The following is a 23,861-nucleotide window of genomic DNA, read 5'->3' as shown; positions in this document are numbered from 1 at the left end:
CCCACTGGCCGATGGCGCCGCTGGTGCCGGTCCACGAGGTGGCGCCGGACTCGAAGCCGGGGTTGAGCAGCTTCTGGCCGCTGCACGTGCCGCCGGTCGGCGGGGGCGTGGTGGGCGGCGGGGTGGTGGAGCCGCCGACCGAGGTCTGCCAGATGGTCGCGGCCACGCCGTCGGCGGCGCGGTTCAGGACCGTGGCGTTGATGTTGCTGGTGGTGTCGCAGGACTGGTGGTAGCAGGAGTCGTAGGCGCTGTTGGCGGTGCCGCCCCACTTCGCGGCCTGCGCGGAGGTCTTGCGGGCGCTGGCGCCGGCGGCGTAGCCGGAGGTCGGGATGCCGACGCGCTCGAAGGAGTAGTCGTCGGAGCGGCCGGCGCCCTCGGTGTTCTCCTCCGGCTGCAGGCCGAGGGAGTCCCAGTACGCCTTCATCGGCGCCGCGGCGGCGGAGGTGATGTGGTTGATGAAGTAGCCGCCGTTGGGCGAGCCGATCATGTCGAAGTTGTAGTACGCCTTGATCTGCGAGCGCTGGGTCGTGGTGAGGGCGTTGGCGTAGAAGGCGGAGCCCTGCAGGCCCTGCTCCTCGCCGGCCCACCAGGCGAAGCGGACGTGCCGGCTCATGGTCGGGTTCTGCTGGGCGAGGACCAGCGCGTTCTCCAGCAGCGTCGCCGAGCCGGAGCCGTTGTCGTTGATGCCCGGGCCGGCCGCGACGCTGTCGAGGTGGGCGCCGAACATGGTGATCTGGTCGCTGGGCCCGCCCGGCCAGTCGGCGATGAGGTTGTTCGCCCGGTATGTGCAGCTGGTGCACGTCTGCTCGGCCACCGTGTACCCGGCGGCCTGCAGCTTGCCCTTGATGTAGGCGACGGAGGCGGTGTAGCCGGCGGTGCCGCTGCGGCGCGTCCCGCCGTTGCTGGACGCGATGGAGCCCAGCTGGGTCAGGTGCGCCTGCACGTTCGCCACGGCGATGTCCGGCGCCGCGGCGAGCGCGGGCGTGACACCGGCCGACGGCGCGGCGAAGGCCGGGATCGCCAGGCCCGCGCCGACGAGCAGGAGTGCGGCGGACGCGGTCAGGGTCAGCGCCGCTGAACGGGGTCTCATCAATGAGCTCCTCGATCGGAGTAGGGGTTGCGCGAGATTCGCATACTTCGATCAGACGTCACAAGTGATCGAGGGCATATCAGCCTGGACATACCAGCGGTGGGTGCCCGCCGCAGCCGGGCACCCACCTGTCAGGAGCCGGGGTCAGCAGGCCCCGGCGTCGGTCCAGACCGCCCACGAGCCGGGCGCGCCCGGCTCGGCACCGGTCGAGTACCAGGTGCTGTTCCACAGGCGGCCGTTGTAGGACACGCGGTCACCCGGGACGTACGGGGTCGTGGCGCTCCACGTCGGCACGCCCGAGCAGCCGCCGCCACCGCCGGTGACGGTCAGCGTGTACGTGGCGGTCCGGTCCACCGACGCGCCGTCACCGAGCACGGTGAGCGTGTAGGTGCCCGCCGGCGTCGCCGCGGTGGTGCTGATCGTCAGCGTCGACGCGCCGCCGGACTGCACCGTCGCCGGGTCGAACGCCGCGGTGGCGCCCGCCGGCAGCCCGCTGACCGACAGCGCGACGGCCTGCGGGTTGCCCGACGTGGTCTGCGTGCCGACCGTCACCGTCGTGGACCCGCCGGGCGGCACCGAACCCGAGGCCGGGTTCAGCGACAGCGAGAACGTGTCCTGCCCGCCGCCGTCGACGGTGAGCGTGAACGTCGCCGTCCGGTCGGCCGCGGTCCCGTCGCCGAGGACCGTCACCGTGTAGGTGCCCGCGGGGGTCGACGCGGTGGTGCTGATGCGCAGCGTCGACGTGGAGCCCGCCGGTACCGACGCCGGAGTGAACACCGCGGTCGCACCGGCCGGCAGCCCGGACGCCGACAGCGCCACGGTCTGCGCCGAGCCGGACGTCACCTGCGTGGCCACCGTCGTGGTCACCGACCCGCCGGGCGTCACCGAGCCGGAGGTGGGGCTCAGCGACAGGCTGAAGTCGTCGGACGACTGGCCGCCGACCGCCTGGTTCCACACCGCGTAGGCCACCGCGTCGGCGCTGCGGTCCAGCGGTACATCGGCGACGTTGCTGATCGTGTCGCACGAGCTGTGGTAGCAGGAGTCATAGGCCGCACCGGCCGTGCCGCCCCACTTCTGCGCCTGGGCCGTGGTCTTCGTGGCCGAGGCACCCGCGGCGATGCCGCTGGAGGCGATGCCGGCGTTGCGGAACGAGGCGTCGTCGGAGCGGTTGGCGCCCTCGACGTTCTCCTCGGTCTGCACGCCGATCGAGTCGTAGTAGGCCTTCAGCGGCTGCGCCGCCGTGGTGGTGATGTTGTTGATGAAGTAGCCGGCGTTACGGGAGCCGACCATGTCGAAGTTCCAGTACGCCCGGATCTTCGTGCGTTCGGTCGCCGGGAGCTGGTTGACGTAGAAGGCGGAGCCGCGCAGGCCCTGCTCCTCGTCGGACCACCAGCCGAAGCGGACGCGCTTGGTCATCGTCGGGTTCTGCTGCGCCAGGGCCAGGGCGACCTCGAGCAGCACCGCCGAGCCGGAGCCGTTGTCGTTGATGCCGGGACCGGCCGCGACGCCGTCGAGGTGCGCGCCGAGCATGAGCACCTGGTTGGCGTCGCCGCCGCGCCACTCGGCGATGAGGTTCACCGAGCCGGTCGTGCACGACGTGCAGGTCTGCCGGGTCACGGTGTAGCCCGCCGCCTGCAGCCGCTGCTCGACGTACTGCAGCGAGGCGGTGTAGCCGGCGCGGCCGGAGTACCGGTTGCCGCCGTTGTTCGTGGCGATCGTCTGGAACTGGGTGAGGTGCGCCCGCACGTTGCCGACGCTGATGTCCGGGGCGGTGCCCGGGTTGCCGCCGCCGGTGACGGTGAGGCCGAGCGTCGCCGTCCGGTCGGCGCTGGCTCCGTCGCCGAGGATCGTCACGGTGTAGGACCCCGCCGGCGTGCTCGCCGCCGTGCTGATCCGCAGGCTCGACGTGCCGCCCGACTGGACGGTCGCCGGGGTGAACGTGGCGGACGCGCCGGCCGGCAGGCCGCTCGCGGACAGTGCCACGCTCTGCGCGCTGCCGGAGGTGACCGCCGTGCTCACGGTGACCGTGCCGGCCTGGCCGGCGGTGACGCTGGTCGAGGTCGGGCTGACCGTGACCGAGAAGTCGTTGCCGCCGCCGATCGGGCACGCCGGCTCACCGGACTGGGCGTTGACGCTGATCGCGCTCCACGCCGCCTTGACCGTCGCGCACTCGGCGTTGCTGTTCGGGTACAGCTCGACCGCGGCGCGGACGGTCGCCAGCCGGGCGGCGGCGTGGTTCCAGGCCGAGGTCTTACGGTTGAGCCCGCCGAGGAAGATCCGGCCGGCCTTCTGGATGCCGATGCCCGTCACGGTCGTGTTGTTGCAGGTCGGGCTGGTGGGCTTGCCGCCGCCCGGGTTGCTGCCCTCCGCCAGGAGGTAGAACCAGTGGTTCTGCGGGCCGGCGGCGGCGTGCACCTCGGTGCTCGGGATGGAGCTGCTGTAGCAGTTCGGGTTTCCGCTGATCCGCGACGGGTTGTACATGTACCGGATCGGGCCGGAGCCGGTGAGGTTGACCTCCTCGCCGACGTCGTAGTCCGCGGGGTCGTTCGGGTTGTTGGCGTAGGCCTCGGTCAGCGCGCCGAAGATGTCACCGGTCGACTCGTTGAGGCCGCCGTTCTCGTTGCCGCTGCCGGCGCCGCCGGGCGTGGTCTGGAAGATGGCGTGGCCGTACTCGTGCGCGACGACGTCGATCGGGGTCGCCTGGGCACTGCCGGCCGAGTTGCGGCCGAAGTTGGTGTACGAGCCGTTCCAGTACGCGTTGACCTCCGCCAGCCCGACCCGGGCGGGGAAGCCGCGGCCGGCGCCGTTGATCCCGTTGCGCCCCAGCCAGCTGCTGAGCATGTCCCACTCCTGCTCGACGGCGTACATCACGTCGACGCAGGCGGTCTCCAGGTTGGTGCCCGTCCCGTTGCCCCAGGTGTTGGTGGTCTTGGTGTAGGGCGTGCCGCCCTGACCACCGCAGGAGATCCCGGGCCGGTTGGGGTCGGTCATCGTGTACGACGAGCCGGAGCCCGACGTGTCGATGGTGACCTGGCCGTTGTAGTAGCCGTTGCCGGTCGCGGCGACGACCTCGTCCCAGGTCTCCTCGGGCAGCGCGGCGCCGGTCGTGGCGTCGACGTAGACGTGCAGCTTGCCGGGCTTGCCGGCGGCGGTGCCCTCGAGGACGACCTCGTAGGCGAGCCGGCCCTTGCCGCGGGCGAGGACGACCAGCCTGGGCGGGTAGGCGGTCGTGACCTTCGACAGCTGCGTCTTCGCGACTTCCGTCGCCTTGGCGGCATCGATCTTGGCAGTGGTCGTGACGTCGAGCGCGGTCTCCTGCGCGCCGTTGACGCTCAGCACCGTGCCGTTCGCGTCGGTGACGACGACGAAGTCGCCGCCCCGGACCGGCAGGCCACGGTGGGTGCGCTCGTACGACACGTACCGCAGCCCCTCCTGCCGCACGACCGACCTGCGGTCGAAGCGGTCCTCGGGCGACCGGTGCACCTTGGCGGGCTCGGCGCCGAGGAACTGCTCGGCGGCCACCTCCGGCGCGACGGCGGCCTTCTGGGGCGGGCCGGGGTCCGGCGGGCGGGTCGCGGCGGCCGTCACCATGGTGGCGGCCAGCACGACGGCGACGGCGGCGGCGACCGTCACGCCCCCGCGCAGCGCGAGTGTGCGTCTCACATTGGCTCCTCTTGACGACCGGTCCGGCGGCGGGAGCGGCGGTGGCCGCCCGACCCGGACCGGGATGACAGATGGGGGTTCTGCCTGCACCAGGTCCGCCCGAGGTGCGGCGCAACAAGGTGGTTAACTCCTGTTACTAGTTCAGTAACACCCAGCATTCAAGGGGATGACCAGGCGCCCCGTCAAGAGACACCGACAAATGGCTCGCCCAGGGCCCACACCGTCGCCGTGCTCACGTTCCGCTCCCGCGCCACCGGCGGCTACGAACGGCCCTGCGACGTCAACCGCACGCCCGAGCTGCCGCCGCTGCGATCCGTGTAGGGTCGGTCGCTGCATGCTGCGGCGCTCGGGCCTCCCCGGACGGCGCTCCTGGACGCGACCGGGAGGGGTGCGCACCATCGAAGCGTTGGTCGATGGGCCGGCGTCGAACCTGCTCGTGCTCGCGGGCCTGGTATGGGCCGTGGTGCTCACGGCGCGGCTCCTCTTCGGCGGCGGCCCGGTGCTCGACCGGTGGACGTGGCGGTGCTGGGCGCCGCACGCCCTGGTGGCGGCGGGCTTCGGCCTGAGCCGCGCGACGGTGATCACGTGGCTCGCCCTGATCTGCTGCGGCGTCGTCCTGGCGACCGTCCTCGCGCTGCGGGTCAGCCGCCCCGGCGTCCCCGGCCGGACCGCCGTCGCCGTCGTGCTCGCCACCGGCGTGCTGCTCGAACTCGGAGCGCTGCTCACCGTCCGGCTCACGGTCGCACCGGACCCCGCCAGGCCGGCGCTGTCCGCGGCGTCGCTCGCCTACGGCCTCGACATCGTCCTCCTGCCGATGCTCGCGGCCGCCGGCATTGCGGTGGCGGTGCCGGCGCTGCGCGGTCCGGCGGCCCAACGGGTGCTGCGCCCGTTGGTCGCCTCGGCGTCGTCGCCTCAAGGGCGCACCCTGACGGCAGCGCTGCTCATACTGGTCCCGATCGCCGCCGAACAGGTCCTGTCCGAGGGCGGCGCCGGACGGCTCCCGCAGTGGCAGGCACCCGTCCTGCTCCTCGGGATCGCCTGGCTGGTCGCCCCGTCCACGCCCCGGCCGCAACAACCCGCGGCGCGCCGCCGCCGGCTGCTGGTGCTCGCCGGACTCCTGGTGCTGGCCGTCGCCGTCCTCATCGTCGGGCATCACGGCGCGAGCACGCTCGCCGCCGTCGGCGCGGGCACGGTCGGCATCGTCGTGGTCGCGGGGCGCCGCGCGACGCCCGTGCCGGGGCCGCGCCGGAACCCGGTCGCTTCGGCGATCCGGCGGCACCGGGCGGCGGTCGGTGCCGGCTGCGGGATGCTCCTGCTCACCTTCGCGGCTGCCGTGGCCGCGGGACCGGTGACCGCCGATCGCCTGCGCATGTGGGAAGACCCATGGGCGCACCGCTGGTCGTCGGAGTGCCTCCAGGTCGACGGCGTCGGCACGCCGCAGCTGCCGGCAGGATGGACGCCGTGCCAGCGGTCGCTGGCCGCCGACCTGGAGTCGTACCGGTCGCAGACGGCGATCGGCCTCGCCGCCATCGCCGACGGTGGCCTGTGGGGTCGCGGCCTCACCGACACCGTCTCCGGGTCCGTGCCGGCAGGCGCGACAGACCTGGTGCTGGCCGTCGAATGGAGCAAGCTCGGCGGACTGGTCGTGCTCGCCGGCGGGATCCTGACGGTGCTGCTCGGCGTGGCGACGGCCCGCGTCGGCGGCCAGGGCCAGACCCGCGACGGGCCGGGCGCGGCACGGCTCTTCGCCTCGGGCGTCGGCGCGATGCTCGCCGGCCAGTACCTGCTCGCATTCGCGGGGACGGTCAACCTCGTGCCGCTGCTGGGCGTCTCGACGCCGTTCCTGTCGCGGGCGACACAGGCGAACGTCGCGCTGGTCGTGGCCGTCATCGCCGTGCTCGCCGTCCGCGGCTCCCGGCCTGCGTCCGGCCCGGGGTCGCCGTCCCCGCAGCCCCAGGCCGTGCTCACCGGCGGCGGGCGGTCGCCTGCGCTCGTCGCGGCCGTCTCGCTCACGCTGACCGCCGTGGCGGTGACCGCGATGCCCTACCTGGCACCGCACCCCGACCCCGCCGGCCTGTTGCCGGCCGTCTACGGCGAAAGCCGGCCGCCGTGCCCGCCCCGGCCCGCGACCCGGGAGGGTCTCACCTCACCGCCACCGGACCCGGTCGCCTGCTCGACCGACCTGATCGCTCAGCGGCGGACCCGGATCGAGGTCCGCCTCGGCGACGGCACCGCCCTGGTGCTGCAGCAGGACGGGACCTGGCGGCAGGAAGGCGGCGCCGGCCGGCTGGACCAGGCCGACCTCACCGGCCTGCTGCGGACCCGACGCGGCTCGGCGACCGGCATCCTGGAGCGTTCGTACCCGGAGGTGGTGTCCGGGACCGCCGGCAGCAGCCTCCGCCGCCGGCTCCTGCCGCAGTTCGCGACCGGCGCGGACGGCCGGCTCGACATCACCGTGGACCCCGACCTGCAGCACGCCGCGGCGCAGGCGCTGCGCTCCTCGGGGCCCGCCGGCTCGGGTCCCCTCGCCGGCGGAGTGGTCGCGATCGACGCGCGCACCGGCCGGCTGCTGGTGCTCGCCTCGGCCCCGCCCCAACCGGCGGCGCAGTCGACCACCGTGACACAGGACCCCTATGCCACCGAGGGGCGCTGGTACTACGACACGCTCCAGCCGGACGGGCGGCTCGACGGAACGAGACCGAACACCGAGTGCACGACGAGGTCCGCCGGGACGGCGGAGTGCTGGCGGTGGTCGTACGGACGGGCCGCGTCCCGCGACGAGGACACCGCCGGTGATCAGCTGCGGCAGTACGTCGGCGGCCGCACCGACGTCACCGTTCCCGCGCCGACCGTCAACCGGGCCGCCGGCGCGCCGTACGGGCTCGGCGACACGTTCAAGGTGGTCGTCGCGGCGGCGTACCTCCAGCAGGCGGGGGCCGGCGCCGACGACCTCATCGACGCGCCCGACCAGGTGACGCTGCCGTCCTCGGTGACCGTCCGCAACCCGGGCGGCGGGCCGTGCCGCCGGTCCGCCGCCGGCAAGGTCACCGTCCGCGACGCGCTCGCCGGGCGGTGCAACACCGCCTTCGTGCTGCTCGCCCAGCGCCTGGGCTGGCAGCGGATCGCCCAGCAGTCGGAGCGCTTCGGGCTGCGGGTCGGACCGTGCGGCGGCACCACGGCATGGTTGGACGGCCCGGCCGCCGGCACGGTGGGCTCGTGCGTCCCGGCGAGCACCGACCCGACCGGCGTCGCGCTCAACGTGCTCGGCGGCGCGGGCGTGGAGGGCACCCCGCTCGGCATGGCGACGGTGATGGCCGCGATCGCGAACGACGGGTCGGCGATCCGCCCCACCCTGGTCACCGCCGACAAGCGCCCCGGCGCCGCGGCCGTGGCGGCGGCACCGTCCGAGCGGCGCACCGCGCTGTCCACCGGCGTGGCCACCGAGCTGCGCCGGGCCCTGAGTGGCGCCACCGGTGACGGCATGACCGTCGACGGGCTCGACGCGGCCGTCGGCGCACCGGTGTGGGCGCTGGCCGGCGGCCACGACCTGGTGTCACCGTCGCCGCAGCAGTTCGGACGGCACATCGCGTGGCTGTCCGGGTTCGTGGAGACCTCGCGTGGGCCGGTGGCGTTCGCCGTGGCGGTCGAGTGCAACGAGCCGGCCGCCGGAGCCCGCCAGGCGCGGCACATCGTCGAGACCTTGATCCTTTCGGCGCTCGCGCGCCGATGACACCTCAGGTGCGGCATTCGCAGCGGCGCGCCGCCGTTCGACCAGTGCCGCGCAACGGTCGGACACGGCCGGGAGCCCGGTCGCACGAGGGAGGTCCGCACGGGGCTGTGCCAGACTGGTCACTTCGACCGGCAGCGATGTGATTGGTGCGGCGGACACGATGAAGATCGGCTTGGTGGAGACACTCGACCAGATCCGGCGCGAGCTGAGCGAGGCGGCCCTCGCGGCCCAGGGCGCGGATGTGCAGTTCCCCGTCGGCCAGGTCACCCTGGAGCTCCAGGTCGGCGTCACGCGGTCGGGCGAGGCCAACGCGGGCGTCAACGTATGGGTGCTGGGGCTCGGCGCCAGCGGCCAGTACTCGAAGGAGTCGGTGCACACCATCACCGTCGTGCTGGACCCTCCGGTCGACGCCCAGGGCCGGCCGATCAAGGTCGCGGCAGCGGCCACCGCCCGCCCTGCCTAGCGCATGTCGGCGACGCTGCGCGGCCGGGTCGTGCAAGTCAACGTCGACTGCGGCCACGCCGGCTGGTTCGTCGGCTCCGGGCTCCTGGTCACCGACCGGCTGGTGCTGACCGCGGCGCACGTCGTCCACGACGGTTCGGTGACGGTGCACCGCGTCGGCGACCTGCGGTCCGACGAGCCCGGCCGGGTGGCCCGCCTGTTCCTCGACGGCGGCCCCGATGGTGTGGACCTGGCGTTGCTGCGGCTCGACGAGACGGTGCCGGACATCGCGCCGGTCCGGTACGCGCGGCTCGACCGGACCGCGCCGGCAACCCACGTCCGGGGCTGGGCCGTCGGGTTCCCTCAGCATCGCGCCACGCGCGCCACCGTCGGCGGGGAGGCCCGCGAGATCCGCGAATCGGTGCAGGTCGACGGCGACATCCCGCTCGCGGAGAACCTGAAGTCGCAGATGCTCAGCCTGCACACCGGCAGGTATCCGCGCCGGCTGTCGGCCGAGCAGGAGGCGCGGGGCGTCTCGCAGTGGTCGGGCATGTCGGGCGCCGCGGTCATCGTCGGTGAGCGCGTCATCGGCGTGATCACCGACCACCCGGCGCGGGCGGGCGAGTCGGCGTTGCTGGCCACCCCGATCGCGGCCGTGGACCGGCTCGGCCCGGACCTGGCGGCGCAGTGGTGGGACGCGCTCGGCGCCGACCCGATGCAGTTGCTGCCGGTGCCCGCCTCCGGACCGTACGCCGGCGCGACCGACGACGAGGACGCCTTCGGCAAGTGGGAGCTGCTGGTCCGATACGTCGACCGGGGCGAGTGCACGGCGATCCTCGGGCCCGGGCTCACCGACGAGCTGCTCCCGTCGCGGCAGGACATCGCGGCCCGGCTGGCCGACGCCGCGGGCGTCTCGTTGCCGTTCCACAACGACAAGCTCGCCGACATCGCGCAGGTCGCGCAGTGGTTGACGGTCACCCAGCACCACGGATTCCCGCGCGAGCTGTTCCTCGAGGAGCTCTGCACGCGCCTGGGCGGGGCCGCCGTCCCGGCGTCCTACGAGGAACTGCGGGACCTCGCCCGGCGGGCCGCGGCGCAGCATCTGGCGGCGGGTCACGACGAGGCGCATCAGCTGCTCGCCGAGCTGCGGCTGCGGTGGTACCTCACCACCCACCCGCTGAGCTTCATGGAGGACGCGGTCGAGCGGACCGGCCCGCGGCCGAGAGTCGCCTGGTGCCGCTGGAAGGACGCGACCTGGCCGGCGGTCGCCGACGACGTGTTCGCGAGCGGCCGGTACCGCCGGCCGGACCGGGACAACCCGATCGTGTACCACCTGTTCGGCTGGGCCGGCGACCCGGCGTCGCTGGTGCTCACCGAGGACGACTACCTCGACTACGTCATCAAGGTGACGCAGCAGGACCAGTGCATCCCCGACTCGGTGTGGACGGAGCTCACCGGTTCGGCGCTGCTGCTGCTCGGGTTCCGGCTGGAGGACTGGGACTTCCGGGGGCTGCTCCGGCTCATCCTCAACCAGCAGGGCACCTTCCGCCTCGGCCAGCGGACCCATGTGGCCGTCCAGGTCGATCCGGTCGCCAGCACCCTGGACGCCGACGCGGCGCAGCGGTACCTGAAAGCGGCCCGCCGCTACGTGCAGGAGTACTTCCGCAAGACCGGCCTGACCATCGAGTTCACGGTCTACTGGGGCGCCGCCCTCGACTTCATCCGCGAGCTGCACCGCCGGGCCGTGCGGTGACCAACCCGTACGTCGGGCCCCGCGCGCTGCAGGACGGCGAGCCCATCTACGGCCGCGACGGCGAGCTCGACCAGCTGCTCGACCGGGTCCTGGCCCGCCGGATCGTGCTGATGTACGCGCCGTCGGGCGCCGGGAAGACCTCGCTGGTGCAAGCGGGCCTGATCCCGCGCCTGCGGGACGAGGACTTCGTGATCCATCCCGTCGTCCGGGTCGTCAGCCCGCTCGCCGGCGCCGAGGCCACGAACCCGTTCATCGCCGGCGCGGTCGCGTCGATCGACCCCGCGGCGGACGTCTCCCCCGGCGGGTTCGCGGCCCACCTCGACCGGCTGCGCACCGACGACCGGCTGGAGTTCCTCGTCTTCGACCAGTTCGAGGAGCTCATCCGCGACGCCGGCCGGCCGCAGCAGATCGTCGAGTTCATGACCGACGTCGGCGCCGCGCTCCGCGACCAGCGGCGATGGGCGCTGTTCGTGATGCGCGAGGACCACATCGCGGCGCTGGATCCGTTCCTGCCGCACATCCCGACGCAGCTGTCGGCCCGGTTCCGCCTCGACTACCTCAGCCGGTCCGGCGCGGTGCGCGCGGTCCGCGAGCCGGCCGAGCTGCGGGGCGTGGACTTCACCGACGAGGCCGCCGAGTTCATCCTCGACGACCTGGCCCGGGAGCGGGCGGACTCCGGAGCCGGCGAGCGGATCGGGTCGCGCGTCGAGCCGGTCCATCTGCAGGTCGTCTGCGCCAAGCTCTGGGACCGGCTGCCACCCGGCGCCACGCGGCTCGACCTCGCCCACGTCCGCGAGCACGGCAACGTCAACGACGCGCTCGGCGACTTCTACGACGAAGGGCTCCTCCGGGTCACACAGCTCACCGGCGTCGACGAACACGCCCTGCGGAACTGGTTCGGCACCGAACTCATCACCCCGGACGGCTTCCGGGCCCAGGTCCAGCACGGCCCGGCCGGCGATCCCGCCGAGGCGACGGTCCAACACCTCCAGGACGGGCACCTGATCCGCGCCGAACGGCAGCGCGGCACCGTCTGGTACGAGCTGACCCACGACCGCCTGGTGAAGCCGGTCCGCGAGCGCAACACGCGGTGGTCCGCCGCCCTGCGCAGGCGGACGATCCGCGTCCAGTCCATCATCGCCGCCCTCGCGTTCCTCCTCGTCGCGTCCATCGGCGTCATCGTCGTCGTCAGCCGGCAGGCCCAGGTCGAGGCGCAGACCGACGCGCGGTCGGCCACGGTGGCCCGCCTGCTGCTCGAGGCGCGGTCCGCCCGGCCCGCGCAGCCCGCCCTGGCGTTGCGGCTCGGCGTCGCCGCGATGTCGCTGAATCCGGACGCGCAGACCCGGGCGGCGCTGACCGACACGCTCGCCGCCAACCGGCTGGTGGCGACGCTCACCACCGGCCACGGCGCGACACCGGTCGCGGCGGTCAGCCCCGACGGCCGGCTGCTGGTGACCGGGTCGGCGGACTCCACCGCGGTGCTCTGGGACGTGCACGACCCGGCCGCGGCCCGCGTCCTGTCCGTCATCGACAGCGGCCGCGGCACCCTGGTCGACGCGGCCGCGTTCAGCGCCGACAGCGCGACCGTCGTCCTCGCCGGCAGCCTCGACGGCACCGTCTCCCGCTGGGACGTCACGGATCCGGCGCTCCCCCGGGCCGTGACCACCGGCGGCCTCGGCGCCGGCGGCACGGTCGACGTCGCGGCCCTGGCCGCCGGTGGGCGGCTGCTGCTGACCGGCACCAGCGGACCGGCGGCGGCGCTGTGGGACGTCACGGCCGCCCCCACCAGGACCGCGACGCTGCCGACCACCGGCGCCGACGTGACCGCCGTCGCCGTCAGCGAGGGCACCGCGGCCGTCGGTACCGCGGACGGCACCGTCGACCTGTGGACCGTCACCGACCCGATCCGGCCGCGCAGGACGGCGACCCTGACGGCGGCCGCGCCCGGCCCGGTCCGCAGCCTCGCCCTCGCCCCCGACCGCGGTCACATCGCCGTCGGCGGCATCGACGGCGGCACCGCCGTGTGGGACATCACGGACCCGGTCCGGCCCGTCCGTGGGGCCACCCTGCGTGGGCACACGCAACCCGTCACCGCGGCCGCGTTCAGCCCCGACGGGCGGTCCCTGCTGACCGGCAGCGCCGACCAGACCGCGGTGCAGTGGACCGTCACCACCGGCGGCGCGACGTTCGCCGCGCGGCTCGGCAACCACACCGACGGCGTGTCCGCGGTCGCCTTCGCCCCCGGCGGCGGGATCGCGGTCACCGCCGACGGCGACAACGCCCTCAACCTGTGGCGCACCGCAGCGCCCGGCCCGACGCCGCGCGGCCCGCTCGACGGCCACCGCGGCGCCGTGGTCTCGGCCGCCTTCAGCGCGGACGGCCGCCGCCTCGCGACCGCCGGCGACGACCGGACCGTCCAGGTGTGGGCCGTCGCACGGGGCGAGGCGCCGCGGCGGCTCGCGACGCTGCCGGCACGGCCCGCGGCCGTCGTCGCGGTCGCCTTCAGCCCTGACGCGTCGTCGCTGACCGTGCTCGACGCGGCCGGCACCGCCTCCCAGTGGGATCCCGGCGATCCGCGGGCACCGGTCCGCAGCGGTACCCTCGCCGCCGCCGCACCGATCGTGGCCGCCGCCCTGACCGTGGACAGTGACCGCACCACCCTCGTGGCCAGCGTCGGCGCGACCCAACCGGCCGTCGTCACCGTATGGACGCCCTTCGACGCCCCTCGACAGCTCACGACCGTCTCCGCGGGCGCGCTCACCGTCGCCGCCGACGGAGACCTGAACCGGCTCGTCGTCGGCACCGCCGGCACCGCGCAACTGTGGGGCACGGCCGACATCACGGGGCCGGGCCTCGCCGGCACCCTCAGCGGTCGCGGCGGCAGCGTCGAGCGGGTCGCGCTCGCCGCCGACGGCCGGCTCGCGCTGACGGCCAGCAGCGTGGACGGCAGCGCCACCCTGTGGTCCCTCGCGGACCCCGCCCGCCCGGCCCCGCTGCTCGACCTCGACGCGGGCATCACCGCCGCCGGGTTCGACGCGGGCTCCCGGAAGCTCGCCGTGGGCGGCGCGGGGACGGTGACGGTGTGGTCCGTCGACCCCCGGTATCCGCCCTCGGCGCTCGGTGCCGCGGGCAACGGCGCCGCCGTGTCCGCCGTCGCGCTCAGCCCCGACGGCCTGTCCCTGGTCATCGGCGCCGCCGACGGCACCGTGTCACTGTGGGACAACACCCCGCTGGATGCCGTCGTGGCCGACCCGGTGGCCGCCGCCTGCGCGGTCGTCACCCGGGGACTGAACGCCGGCGAGTGGTCCCGCCACGTCCAGGGCCTCACCTACCGCGAAACGTGTGCCCACTGAACCACCTCGGGCACGGCTGCCGCGCCGCCCGGCCGGTGTGACCTTCACCGATCGTGACTGCGTCAGGTGCGCGCCGCCACCGCCGATGGAATGGATGTGATCGCCCGTCTGCTGCTGGGGCTCGCCACGGCCGCGGCCCTGGTGCTGCTCGCGCCGACCCTGGCGATCCTCAGCGTCGGCACCGTCGGCACCGTCGGCACGAAGGCGTGGCTGCTGCTGGCCGCGACGACCGCCGAGTGCGCCTTCATCCTGGCCCGCTTCACCGCCGCCGTCCGCGAGCAGGAACGCGCCCAGCGGCAGCTGCAGTACCAGGCGTCCCACGACGTGCTGACCGGCCTGGCGAACCGGGCGACCCTCGCCGAGGCCCTGGCCCGGTCGATCCCGGACGCGCCGGTCGTGCTGTACATCGACCTGGACGGTTTCAAGGCCGTCAACGACACCAACGGCCACGCCGCCGGCGACGCGGTGCTCGTCGCGGTCGCCGACCGCCTCCGCGCGGCGGTCCGCTCCGGCGACACGGTCGCCCGTCTCGGCGGTGACGAGTTCGCCGTCGGCTGCCCCGGACTGCCCGTGCCGGCCGCCACCGCCCTCGCCGAGCGCCTCCTCACCTCGCTCGCCGAGCCGGTCTCCTCCCCCACCGGCGCCTACCGGGTCGGCGCGAGCGTCGGCATCGCCCCGGCCGCGCCCGGCGCCGAGCCGGAGGACGTCCTGCTCCGCGCGGACGCCGCCATGTACGAGGCGAAACGCTCCGGCCGCAGCCGCTGGGTCCTGGCCGCCCGGGACCGACCAGTGCGGACCCGTCCAGCGGCAGCAGCCGGTACACGTGGAAGTTGAAACAGCCGGCGCCGCTGCTCCGCACTCCTGCCAGTAGGTGCCGCAGGATGTGAGCGATAACATCTCCCGGGGAAGCACGAGGACGGGGGCGATCGATGCTTGGCATGGCCGCGGCGCAGTGGCGGGTCCGCTTGCGGCGGTCCGTCGCGCTGCTGGCGATGATCACCGTCGCGGTCGTCGGCTTCACCCTGCTGACCGCGGCCGCCGTCACGGCCCGGCTCGACGCCACCGGCACCGTCGAGGCCAACTTCCGCCCCGCGTACGACATCCTCATCCGCCCGGCCGGCAGCGTCCTGCCGCTGGAGCAGCAGCGCAACCTGGTGCAGTCGGGTCAGCTCGCCGGCCTGCGCGGGGGCATCACCGTCGAGCAGTGGCACCAGATCCAGCACGTGCCGGGCGTCGCCGTCGCCGCACCCGTCGCCGTCATCGGCTACGTCATCCGGACCGTCCCCGTCACCGTGCAGCTCGGCGCCGACCTCGACCCGGCCGCCGAACGCCAGGTGATCAAGGTGCAGCCGACCTGGGTCACCGACGCCGGCCTGTCGCGCATCCCGGACGGCGCGGCATACCTGTACTCGACGCGGAACGTGCTGCACCAGAAGCAGCTCAGCGAGATGCGCGGCGGCGAAGGCATCCCACCCGCCGAAGAGGTCGACCCGGGCGGCGGCCGCCGGCAGGTCTGCCCCGTCGTGCAGTCCGTGGGCGAACGGGACTTCATCGACCCGACCGACCTGCCGGGCCGTTCCTCGCTCACCTGCGTCGGCGGGCCGGGCTCCCGCGACGTGTTCGGCGATCCGGTGGCGCCGGTGGTCACCCTCGCCTGGTCGGTGCCGTTCCTGATGGCCGCCGTCGATCCCGGGGCCGAGGCCGCGCTCGCCGGGCTCGACACCGCGGTCACCTCGGGCAGGTACTTCACCGCCGGCGAGCGGCCCGCACAGCGACGGCTCGACGGCATGCCGTACCCCTACGACTCGCTGCCGATCCTCGTCGCCGACAAGCCGCAGCTCGACGCCCGGCTCGAACTGCAGATCCAGCGGCTCGGCGGCGCGGCCGTCGACCTGGTCCGGGCCGGCACCGACAACCGCGGCCTCCGCGCCGCGCTGGACGGCCAACCGGGCACCCGGCTGGCGACCCGCACGGTCCCGATCGACGGGCCGTACCAGGACATGGTCGACCGGCTGCGCCACCCGTTCGAGCGCGGCCCCGACGACATGGCGGTGTCCAACACCCTGTGGCTGGACCGGTTCTGGACCGTCGGACCCGCCAGGACGACCGCCGACGGCGACGGCCTGCGGACCGAGCCCGTGCCCTACGACCTCAAGATCTGGGGGCTCGGCGCCGACGCCGGCGACAGCGGCCACCCCGTGCCGATGGAGTTCGCCGACACCGGCGTGCGGGGTGCCGTCGCCGCACACCCGAACATCACCGCCGAGCACGACGTCCAACCCGGCGACATCGCCATGCCGGACGTCGCGCTCGACGCCGTCGGCACGTTCGACCCGTCCCTGGTACGGCTGGGCAGCGCACTCTCCGCGGTCCCGATGGACACGTACTTCAACCCCGGAGCCGAGGGTGCCGACGACGCATCCCGCAATGCCCTCAACGGCCGGCGCCTGGAGCCGAACGCCAACGTCAGCGGCCTGCTCAGCCAGCCGCCGCTGATGCTGACGACGATGGGCGCGCTGCCGGTCATCTTCGGCCCCGACGGATACGGCACGAAACCGGAGTACCCGGAGTATCAGCTCAACCGCGCGGCCCCGATCAGCATGGTGCGGGTGCGGCTCGCCGGCACCGTCGGCATGGGCGCCGCCGACCGCGAACGGGTGCGGCTCGTCGCCGAGCAGCTCGCCCGCCGCACCGGACTCCAGGTCGACATCACGCTCGGCTCCTCACCCACCGGCGTCACCGTCCACTACCCCGCGGGCAGGTTCGGGCGGCCGGACCTCGCCGTGTCAGAACCGTGGGTCAGGAAGGGCGTCGCGGCGGTACTGGTACACGCGGCCGACCGCAAAAGCGTCCTGCTGTCCGGCCTCGTGCTCGTCGTGTGCGCCCTCGCCGTGCTCAACGCCACCAACGCCGCCACCCGCGCCCGGCGCACCGACCTCGGCGTGCTCGCCTGCCTCGGCTGGAGCCGAAGACAGCTGCTCCAACTGCTCCTCACCGAGATCACCGGCATCGGCCTGGCCGCCGGCATCGCGGGGACCCTGCTCGCGGTGCCGCTCGCCGCCGCGTTCGGGCTCGACATCGGCTGGCTCCGCGCCCTGCTGGCGATCCCCGTCGCGCTGCTCCTGGCCATCGCGGCGGGACTGTGGCCGGCGCTGCGGGCGGCCAGACCCGACCCCGCGGTGGCCGTCCGGCCCGCCGTGTCGGCACCGTCCGCCAGGCGGCGCGGCCCGCGGCGGGTGACCGGGCTCGCCCTAACCTACCTGGCACGGACACCGGGCCGGGCGGCCCTGGGCGCCGGCAGCCTCGCCATCGGCGTCGCCGCCCTCACCATGCTGCTGGCCGTCACCTTCGCGTTCCGCGGCGCGGTCGTCGGGACACTCCTCGGCGAGGCGATCGCGGTGCAGGCCCGCACCGTCGACTACCTCGCTGTCGCAGTCACCATCGTGCTCGGCATCGTGTCCGTCGCCGACGTGCTGTTCCTCGGGATCTCCGAACGCTCCGGCGAGCTGGCCCTGCTCGGCGCCGCCGGCTGGCACGACGGCCTGCTCCGCCGTCTCGTCGTCACCGAGGCCGTCGCCATCGGCATGCTCGGCGGCGCCATCGGCGCGGGCCTCGGACTGGGCGCCGCGGCGCTGTTCGCCGGTGCGCTCACCACCCCGCTGCTGTGGTGCGCGGCGATCGCCCTCACCGCGGGCGTCGCCGTGTCCGCGGTCGCCGCGACGGTCCCGATCGCGATCCTCCACCGCCTGCCGATCGCCCAACTCCTGGCCGAGGAATGACCACGCTGACACGGCCTTCCCACAGCTCAGGTCGACTCAACGTCGGTAGGCAACCGGCCGGTGCCACGACGGTCCGGCAACGGACTCCAAGACAGGATTCGCAGACGGCATGCTGGTGACGTCCTCGGGCCTGGCCGGTCGCTTGATCGCCAGCGCCGGGGCCGACGTGACGGCATTGAACAACCAGAACGGGTGCAGGAATTCCGCCAGACCGGCCACGACAAACTGCCAGTCAGCGTCGTCATCCCTGCGGTCGTAGACAGCAGGGTCGTCGCCGACGGTGTCAGTGGCCCAGGCTCAGTCATAGGCCCACTCGGGCCGGCTCAACGGGTGGAGGGGACCAGGTCCACGATCGAGGCCAGGCCGCGGTCGCCGGTGCGATGCCGATCGCGATCCTCCACCGACTGCCGATCGCCCAGCCCCTGGCCGAGGAGTGACCGCGCCGCTGGCTCGTTCTGGATGCGGATCAGGGGCCGCGGCTTCAGGGAGCCAGGCCGGCGCGGTGCGCGACGATGACCAGCTGGATGCGGTCGCGGGCGTCGAGCTTGTGCAGCAGCCGCGCCACGTGGGTCTTGGCGGTGCCGGCGGTGATGTGCAGGCGCAGCCCGATCTCGGCGTTGGTGAGCCCCTCGGCGACCAGGGCGAGCACCTGCCGCTCGCGGTCGGTCAGGCCGCCGAGCGGGTCGGGCGCCGGTCTCGGCGCCGGCGGCACGGGGGCGGGATCCACGGGGGCGGGATCCATGGAGGCGGCGGATAAGGCGGCGAAGGTGGCGATCAGGCGGCGGGTCACGCCGGGCGCCAGGAGTGCGTCGCCGGCCGCGATGACCCTGATCGCCGCGTGCAGGTCCTCCGGCGGCGCGTCCTTGAGCAGGAACCCGCTGGCCCCCGCGCGCAGCGCACCGTAGACGTACTCGTCGAGGTCGAACGTCGTCAGGATCAGCACCCGGCTGGCCGTCGCAGCGGTGATCCTGCGGGTCGCCTCGATCCCGTCCAGGACGGGCATGCGGATGTCCATGAGCACCACGTCGGGCACCAGCCGGGTGACGACGTCGACGGCCGCCAGCCCGTCGGCCGCCTCGCCGACCACGGTCAGCCCGTCGCCGGTCGCCACGATGCCGCACAGCCCGACCCGGACGAGCGCCTGGTCGTCGACGACGACCACCCGGACCTCGGTCACCGCGACGTGCCTGTCAGCGTCGACGCAAACACAAACCGCTCCCTCGTCTGCCCGCACGCAACTTCCGCCGCCACACCCGTCAGCATCGCCGCGCCCTCAGCCGGCACGAACACAACTTCCACCCCCGCCGCCGCCATCACGGTCGCCGCCATCACGGTCGCCGGCAGCACGGTCGCCGCCATCACGGTCGCCGGCAGCACGGTCGCCGGCAGCACGGCCGCACCCTCAACCGGCACGAACGCCGGCACCGCTAGGACGGGGTGCATCCTTACTGCGGCCACCACCCATGCCTCGGTCACCGTGCCGCCGTGTCCGTCAACGTCCCTGCCGCCGCTCCCGGCACAGCCCTTGCCGCCGCATCCGCCGCGATCCCCGCAGCCATCTCCGTCACAGCATCCGCCGCCACACCCGTCGCCACCCGGCCCGGGACCCGCCGCCACACCCGACCCGACACCCGCCGCCACACACGTCAGCATCGCCGCGCCCTCAGCCGGCACGAACGCAACTTCCACCCCCACCGCCGCCATCACGGTCGCCGCCAGCACGGCCGCACCCTCAACCGGCACGCAGGCCGGCACCGCCAGCGGCACGGCGGGATCCATCCTTCCTGCCGCCATCTGCGCCTCAGTCACCGTGCCGCCATGTCCGTCAACATCCCTGCCACCGCTCCCGGCACAGCCCTCGCCGCCGCATCCGCCGCGATCCCCGCAGCCATCTCCGTCACAGCATCCGCCGCCACCCCCGTCGCCGTCCCCGTCGCCAGGCCCGTCGCAGCATCCGCCGCCAGGCCCGCCGCCGCACCCGTAAGCATCGCCGCGCCCTCAGCCGGTACGAGCGCAACTTCCACCCCCGCCGCCGCCATCACGGTCGCCGCCAGCACGGCCGCACCCTCAACCGGCACGAACGCCGGCACCGCTACGACGGGGTGCATCCTTACTGCGGCCACCACCCATGCCTCGGTCACCGTGCCGCCGTGTCCGTCAACGTCCCTGCCGCCGCTCCCGGCACAGCCCTCGCCGCCGCATCCGCCGCGATCCCCGCAGCCATCTCCGTCGCAACACCCGCCGCCACGCTCGGCCCGGCGCTCGCCGCCGCGCCCGTCGCAACACCCGCCGCCACACCCAGCCCGGCGCTCGCCGCCACGCCAGTCGCCACACCCAGCCCGGCGCTCGCCGCCACGCCCGGCCCGGCGCTCGCCGCCACGCTCGCCGCCACGCCCGGTCCGGCACCCGCCGCCGCACCCGGTCCGGCACCTGCCGCTACGCCCGGTCCGGCGCATGCGGCGGCGTCCGGGACGGCGGCTGACGGTATCGGCAGGACGGCGCGGACCCTGAAGCCTCCCGAAGGGGCCGGGGCGGTGGACAGGGTGCCGCCGAACAGGGCCGCGCGCTCGCGCATGCCGCTCAACCCGTGACCGTCGGCGGCAGGGTCTGGGACCTCGTCGGCGCCCCGACCGTCGTCGGTGACCTCGACGGTGACCTCGGCGTCGGTGTAGGCGACCGAGACCCGCGCGCGGGTCGCTGCGGCGTGGCGGATGACGTTGGTCAGGGCCTCCTGCACGATGCGGTACACGGTCAGCTCCAGGCCGGCGCCGAGCGGGCGCGGGTCGCCGGTCACAGCGAGGTCCACGCGCACGCCGGCCGCCTCGGTCTGCGCCGCCAGGCGTGGCAGGTCGGGCAGGCCGGGCGCGGGCGCGGTCGCGGCGGGCTGCTGGTCACGCAGCGCGGCGAGCACCCGTCGCAGCTCCGCGAGGGACTCCCGGCCCGTCGTCTCGATCGCCGCGAGCGCGTCGGCCGCCTTGGCCGGCTCGCGGTCCAGCGTCAGCCGGCCGTACGTCGCCTGCACCGTGATCACGCTCATGCTGTGGGCCACGACGTCGTGCAGCTCGCGGGCGATGCGCAACCGCTCGTCGGCGCTGCGGCGGGCCGCCCGCTCCAGCTCGGCGTCCGCCTGCCGGGCCCGGTGCCGCAGCAGCTCCTCGGTGTACCGGCGGTGCTGGTGCACCAGGTAGCCGACCAGCCACGCCGCGACGAGCAGCAGCGCGAACGGCAGGACGCCGCCCACGTGCCGGAACCCGGGCAGTGCCGTCGCCACGGGACCGGTCAGGCCGGCCACCAACGCGACGACGGCCGTCCGCCCGCGGTGCCGCTCCGCCACCCGGTACAGCGCATACGCGGCCGGTACAAGCGCCATCCACCCGAGCCGGCTCGACAGCGGGCTGAGCCAGAACACCGCGAGGGCGGCCAGCGACGCGGTCAGCGGGAACCGGCGCGCGAGGGGCAGCACCCCGCACGACACCGCCAGCGCGGCGACGGCGAGCCACCCCGGCTCGGCCTTCACCGCGATGATGCCGCCGGCGGGGACGGCATACAGCAGCGCGGCGACGACATCGACAACGAGCCAGTGCCAGGGCCGCAGCCGATGCCGCAGCGGCGGGCGCAGCTCGGTGGTCATGTCGCCGAGCGTACGACCGGCATCCGTCACCGTCGTCCTCCCCAGGGCGTATGCCGCGCGGCAGACAACCCGGCCATTCGGCTGGTGCGGTAGCCCGTGCGGTGGGGGTACGAGCGGCAGACGACACCGCGACGGGCCGCTGCGATCGTCGACGGCATGATCGAGGTTCGACAGTTGAGCAAACGCTACGGCGGCAGCACCGTCGTGGACGCGGTGACGTTCGACGTGCGGCCGGGCCGGGTCACCGGGTTCCTCGGCCCCAACGGCGCGGGCAAGTCCACCACCATCCGGATGCTGCTCGGCCTGACCACGCCGACGGCCGGACGGGTCACGTTCGAGGGCCGGTCCTACCGGCTGATGGAGACGCCGCTGCGCGAGGTCGGTGCGCTGCTGGACGCGGCGACCGTGCACGGCGGCCGGACCGCGCACGCGCACCTGCGCTGGCTCGCCGCCAGCAACGGGCTGCCGAAGCACCGCGTCGGGGAGGTCCTCGGCCGGACCGGCCTCGAAGCGGTCGCCGGGCGGCGCGTGCGGGGCTTCTCCCTCGGCATGCGCCAGCGCCTCGGCATCGCCGCCGCGCTGCTCGGCGACCCGCCGGTCCTCATCCTCGACGAGCCGGTCAACGGCCTGGACCCGGAGGGCGTGCACTGGATCCGGTCGCTGCTGCGCGACCTCGCCGCCGAGGGCCGCACGCTGCTGGTCTCCAGTCACCTCATCACGGAGATGGCCCTCGTCGCCGACCACCTGCTCGTCATCGGCGCCGGCCGGCTCCTGGCCGATCAGAGCATCCAGGAGCTCACCCGCGGCCACGCCACCCTCGAGGACGCGTACTTCGCCGTCACCGCCGAGTCGACGCAGTACCGCGCGAAGCAGGGAGGCGTGCGATGACGGTGCTGCGCCGCACGGCCCACGCGGAGTGGATCAAGCTGTGGTCGGTCCGGTCGACGTGGCTGGCGGTCGCCGCCGCGGCGGTCCTCGCCGTCGGGCTGTGCGTCACCGGCACGATCGGCACCGTGCCACCGGCGGACCTGGCCGCGTTCGACGCCGTCGGCGCCGCGTTCGGCGGGCTGACGTTCGCGCAGCTGGCGTTCGGCGTGCTGGGCGTGCTCGCGGTGACGACCGAGCACGCGTCCGGCACGATCGTGCCGACGCTGGCCGCCACCCCGCGGCGGGGTGTCGCGCTGCTGGCGAAGCTGCTGGTCACGGGCGGCGTCACGCTGGTGCTCGGCGAGGCGCTGGCGTTCGGCACGTTCCTGCTCGGCCAGGCCCTTCTGGACCGGCACGGTCTGGCCGTGCGGCTCGGCGACCCGGGCGTGCTGCGGGCGGTGAGCAGCGCCGGGCTGTACCTGTTCGTGATCGCCATGGTCGGCCTCGGTCTCGGTGCCCTGCTGCGCCAGCACGCGGCGGCCATCGCCACGCTGTTCGCCGTGGTGTTCCTCGCGTACGGCGCGGCGCGGGCGCTCGAAACCTGGTCCTACCTGCCGTCCCGGCTGCTGCTGTCCAACGCCGGCGACGTCGTCGGCCAGGTCCACGCGACCGCGGCGAAGCCGAGGCTGCCGTCGATGCGGATGGCGTACGCGGACCTGGCCCTCTACCTGACGCTGGCGCTCAGCCTGGGCTGGTTCCGAGCCCGCAGGGATTAAAAGGCGACCAATACCACAAAGTGGTCACCGCACCGCGGGCACCAGGTCCAGGACCGGAGCCAGACCACGGTCGCCGGTGCGGTGCTCCGCCGGCAGGATGAAGCAGCGCAGCCCAGCGGCGGAGGCGCCGCCGTCACGGACCGGGTTGTCGCCGACCATCAGCGTCGCCCGGGGGTCGGCGCCGAGGTCCGCGCACGCCTTGCGGAACAGCTCCGGGTCGGGCTTCTCCCGGCCGGCCTCGTAGGACAGCGCGTACGTGTCGACGAGGTCGCCGAGGCCGAAGTGCGCGACGTGCGCCCGGATGTCCCAGGCGATGTCGCTGACCACCCCGACCCGGACACCGCGCGAACGCAGCCCGCGCAGGACGACGCCGGTGTCCTGGTACGGCACCCAGGACTCGGTGTGGATCATCCGGGCGTGCGCGGTCGCCTCGTGACCGCGCAGGAACGGCACCGCGGCGAACCAGGCGAGCATCGCCGATCGGTGCCGGTCGGCGGACAGGTCGCGGCCCGCCTGCACGGCGAGGACCTCCGGCAGCTGGTAGGCGGCGGCGAGGTCGGTGAGCGCCGCCGCGAGCACGGCCGGGTCGTCCAGCAGAGAAGCCCGGCCGGTGTCGGCGGCGATCAGCCGCAGCCACTGCTCGGCGTCGATCATGTGGAAGATCGTGTTGGCGAAGTCGAAGAGCACCGCCTGCACCGGCGGCACCGGACCTGCCTGCGCGGCGGGGTCGGTGCTGTACGTGGAAGGCGTGTCGAACAAGGTGCGCATCGGTAGTACG

The 23,861-nt window shown here is 74.3% G+C and carries 14 protein-coding genes and 1 pseudogene; 8 read left to right on the top strand and 7 right to left on the bottom strand.

Annotated elements, in window-relative coordinates; translation table 11 throughout:
* Together AB0I21_RS28165 and AB0I21_RS28160 are read right to left on the bottom strand one after the other, a co-directional pair.
* The coding region (locus AB0I21_RS28165) for a M28 family metallopeptidase (protein ID WP_360565580.1) at window positions 1–1,090 on the bottom strand (1,090 nt) is incomplete at its 3' end.
* Between the two features lie 144 nt (window positions 1,091–1,234).
* Window positions 1,235–4,753 (bottom strand): M28 family peptidase, encoded by a 3,519-nt coding sequence (locus AB0I21_RS28160; protein ID WP_360565578.1) that lies wholly within the window; start codon window positions 4,751–4,753, stop codon window positions 1,235–1,237.
* A gap of 406 nt (window positions 4,754–5,159) precedes the next feature.
* Between AB0I21_RS28160 and AB0I21_RS28155 the strand changes: the two genes are divergently transcribed.
* The 6 genes from AB0I21_RS28155 (at window position 5,160) to AB0I21_RS28130 (ending at window position 17,809) form a co-directional block, all read left to right on the top strand.
* Entirely contained in the window at window positions 5,160–8,483 is a 3,324-nt protein-coding gene (locus AB0I21_RS28155; protein ID WP_360565576.1) for a penicillin-binding transpeptidase domain-containing protein, read from the top strand.
* Window positions 8,484–8,643: 160 nt separating this feature from the next.
* Window positions 8,644–8,946 (top strand): trypco2 family protein, encoded by a 303-nt coding sequence (locus tag AB0I21_RS28150; protein WP_360565574.1) that lies wholly within the window; start codon window positions 8,644–8,646, stop codon window positions 8,944–8,946.
* 30 nt (window positions 8,947–8,976) lie between these two features.
* Window positions 8,977–10,677, top strand: coding sequence for an SIR2 family protein (locus AB0I21_RS28145; RefSeq protein ID WP_360565572.1), 1,701 nt, complete (start codon window positions 8,977–8,979; stop codon window positions 10,675–10,677).
* On the top strand, window positions 10,674–14,030 hold the full coding sequence (locus AB0I21_RS28140) for a WD40 repeat domain-containing protein (protein WP_360565570.1): 3,357 nt from the start codon (window positions 10,674–10,676) through the stop codon (window positions 14,028–14,030). The genes AB0I21_RS28145 and AB0I21_RS28140 overlap by 4 nt, the downstream gene beginning before the upstream one ends.
* Before the next feature lie 96 nt (window positions 14,031–14,126).
* The gene (locus AB0I21_RS28135) at window positions 14,127–14,864 is read left to right on the top strand and encodes a GGDEF domain-containing protein (RefSeq protein WP_360565568.1); all 738 of its coding nucleotides are present in this window, start codon (window positions 14,127–14,129) and stop codon (window positions 14,862–14,864) included.
* 104 nt (window positions 14,865–14,968) lie between these two features.
* Window positions 14,969–17,809, top strand: coding sequence for an FtsX-like permease family protein (locus AB0I21_RS28130; protein WP_360565566.1), 2,841 nt, complete (start codon window positions 14,969–14,971; stop codon window positions 17,807–17,809).
* A gap of 481 nt (window positions 17,810–18,290) precedes the next feature.
* On the opposite strand, the gene AB0I21_RS28125 is transcribed toward AB0I21_RS28130, so the two are convergent.
* Genes AB0I21_RS28125 through AB0I21_RS28110 form a run of 4 tightly spaced genes read right to left on the bottom strand, consistent with a single transcriptional unit; the run spans window position 18,291 to window position 21,440 of the window.
* Complete coding sequence (locus AB0I21_RS28125) at window positions 18,291–18,986, bottom strand: response regulator transcription factor (protein ID WP_360565565.1); 696 nt, start codon at window positions 18,984–18,986, stop codon at window positions 18,291–18,293.
* Complete coding sequence (locus AB0I21_RS28120) at window positions 18,983–19,618, bottom strand: hypothetical protein (RefSeq protein ID WP_360565563.1); 636 nt, start codon at window positions 19,616–19,618, stop codon at window positions 18,983–18,985. The genes AB0I21_RS28125 and AB0I21_RS28120 overlap by 4 nt, the downstream gene beginning before the upstream one ends.
* Window positions 19,615–19,950, bottom strand: a complete 336-nt coding sequence (locus AB0I21_RS28115; protein WP_360565561.1) for a hypothetical protein — start codon at window positions 19,948–19,950, stop codon at window positions 19,615–19,617. The genes AB0I21_RS28120 and AB0I21_RS28115 overlap by 4 nt, the downstream gene beginning before the upstream one ends.
* Window positions 19,947–21,440 (bottom strand): sensor histidine kinase, encoded by a 1,494-nt coding sequence (locus tag AB0I21_RS28110; RefSeq protein ID WP_360565559.1) that lies wholly within the window; start codon window positions 21,438–21,440, stop codon window positions 19,947–19,949. Before AB0I21_RS28110 ends, AB0I21_RS28115 begins: the two co-directional genes overlap by 4 nt.
* A 156-nt stretch (window positions 21,441–21,596) precedes the next feature.
* Between AB0I21_RS28110 and AB0I21_RS28105 the strand changes: the two are divergent.
* Window positions 21,597–22,217 (top strand): annotated as a pseudogene (locus AB0I21_RS28105) (ATP-binding cassette domain-containing protein); the annotation flags it as partial.
* Window positions 22,218–22,324: 107 nt separating this feature from the next.
* Window positions 22,325–23,083: an ABC transporter permease gene (locus AB0I21_RS28100; protein ID WP_360565557.1), complete on the top strand. Its 759-nt coding sequence runs from the start codon at window positions 22,325–22,327 to the stop codon at window positions 23,081–23,083.
* Window positions 23,084–23,107: 24 nt separating this feature from the next.
* On the opposite strand, the gene AB0I21_RS28095 is transcribed toward AB0I21_RS28100, so the two are convergent.
* Window positions 23,108–23,851, bottom strand: coding sequence for an HAD family hydrolase (locus tag AB0I21_RS28095; RefSeq protein WP_360565555.1), 744 nt, complete (start codon window positions 23,849–23,851; stop codon window positions 23,108–23,110).
* Window positions 23,852–23,861: the final 10 nt, after the last annotated feature.

Source organism: Dactylosporangium sp. NPDC050588, from assembly GCF_040654975.1.
GTDB classification, from domain to species: domain Bacteria; phylum Actinomycetota; class Actinomycetes; order Mycobacteriales; family Micromonosporaceae; genus Dactylosporangium; species Dactylosporangium maewongense.
This window is presented reverse-complemented; position numbering and strand designations above follow the sequence as displayed.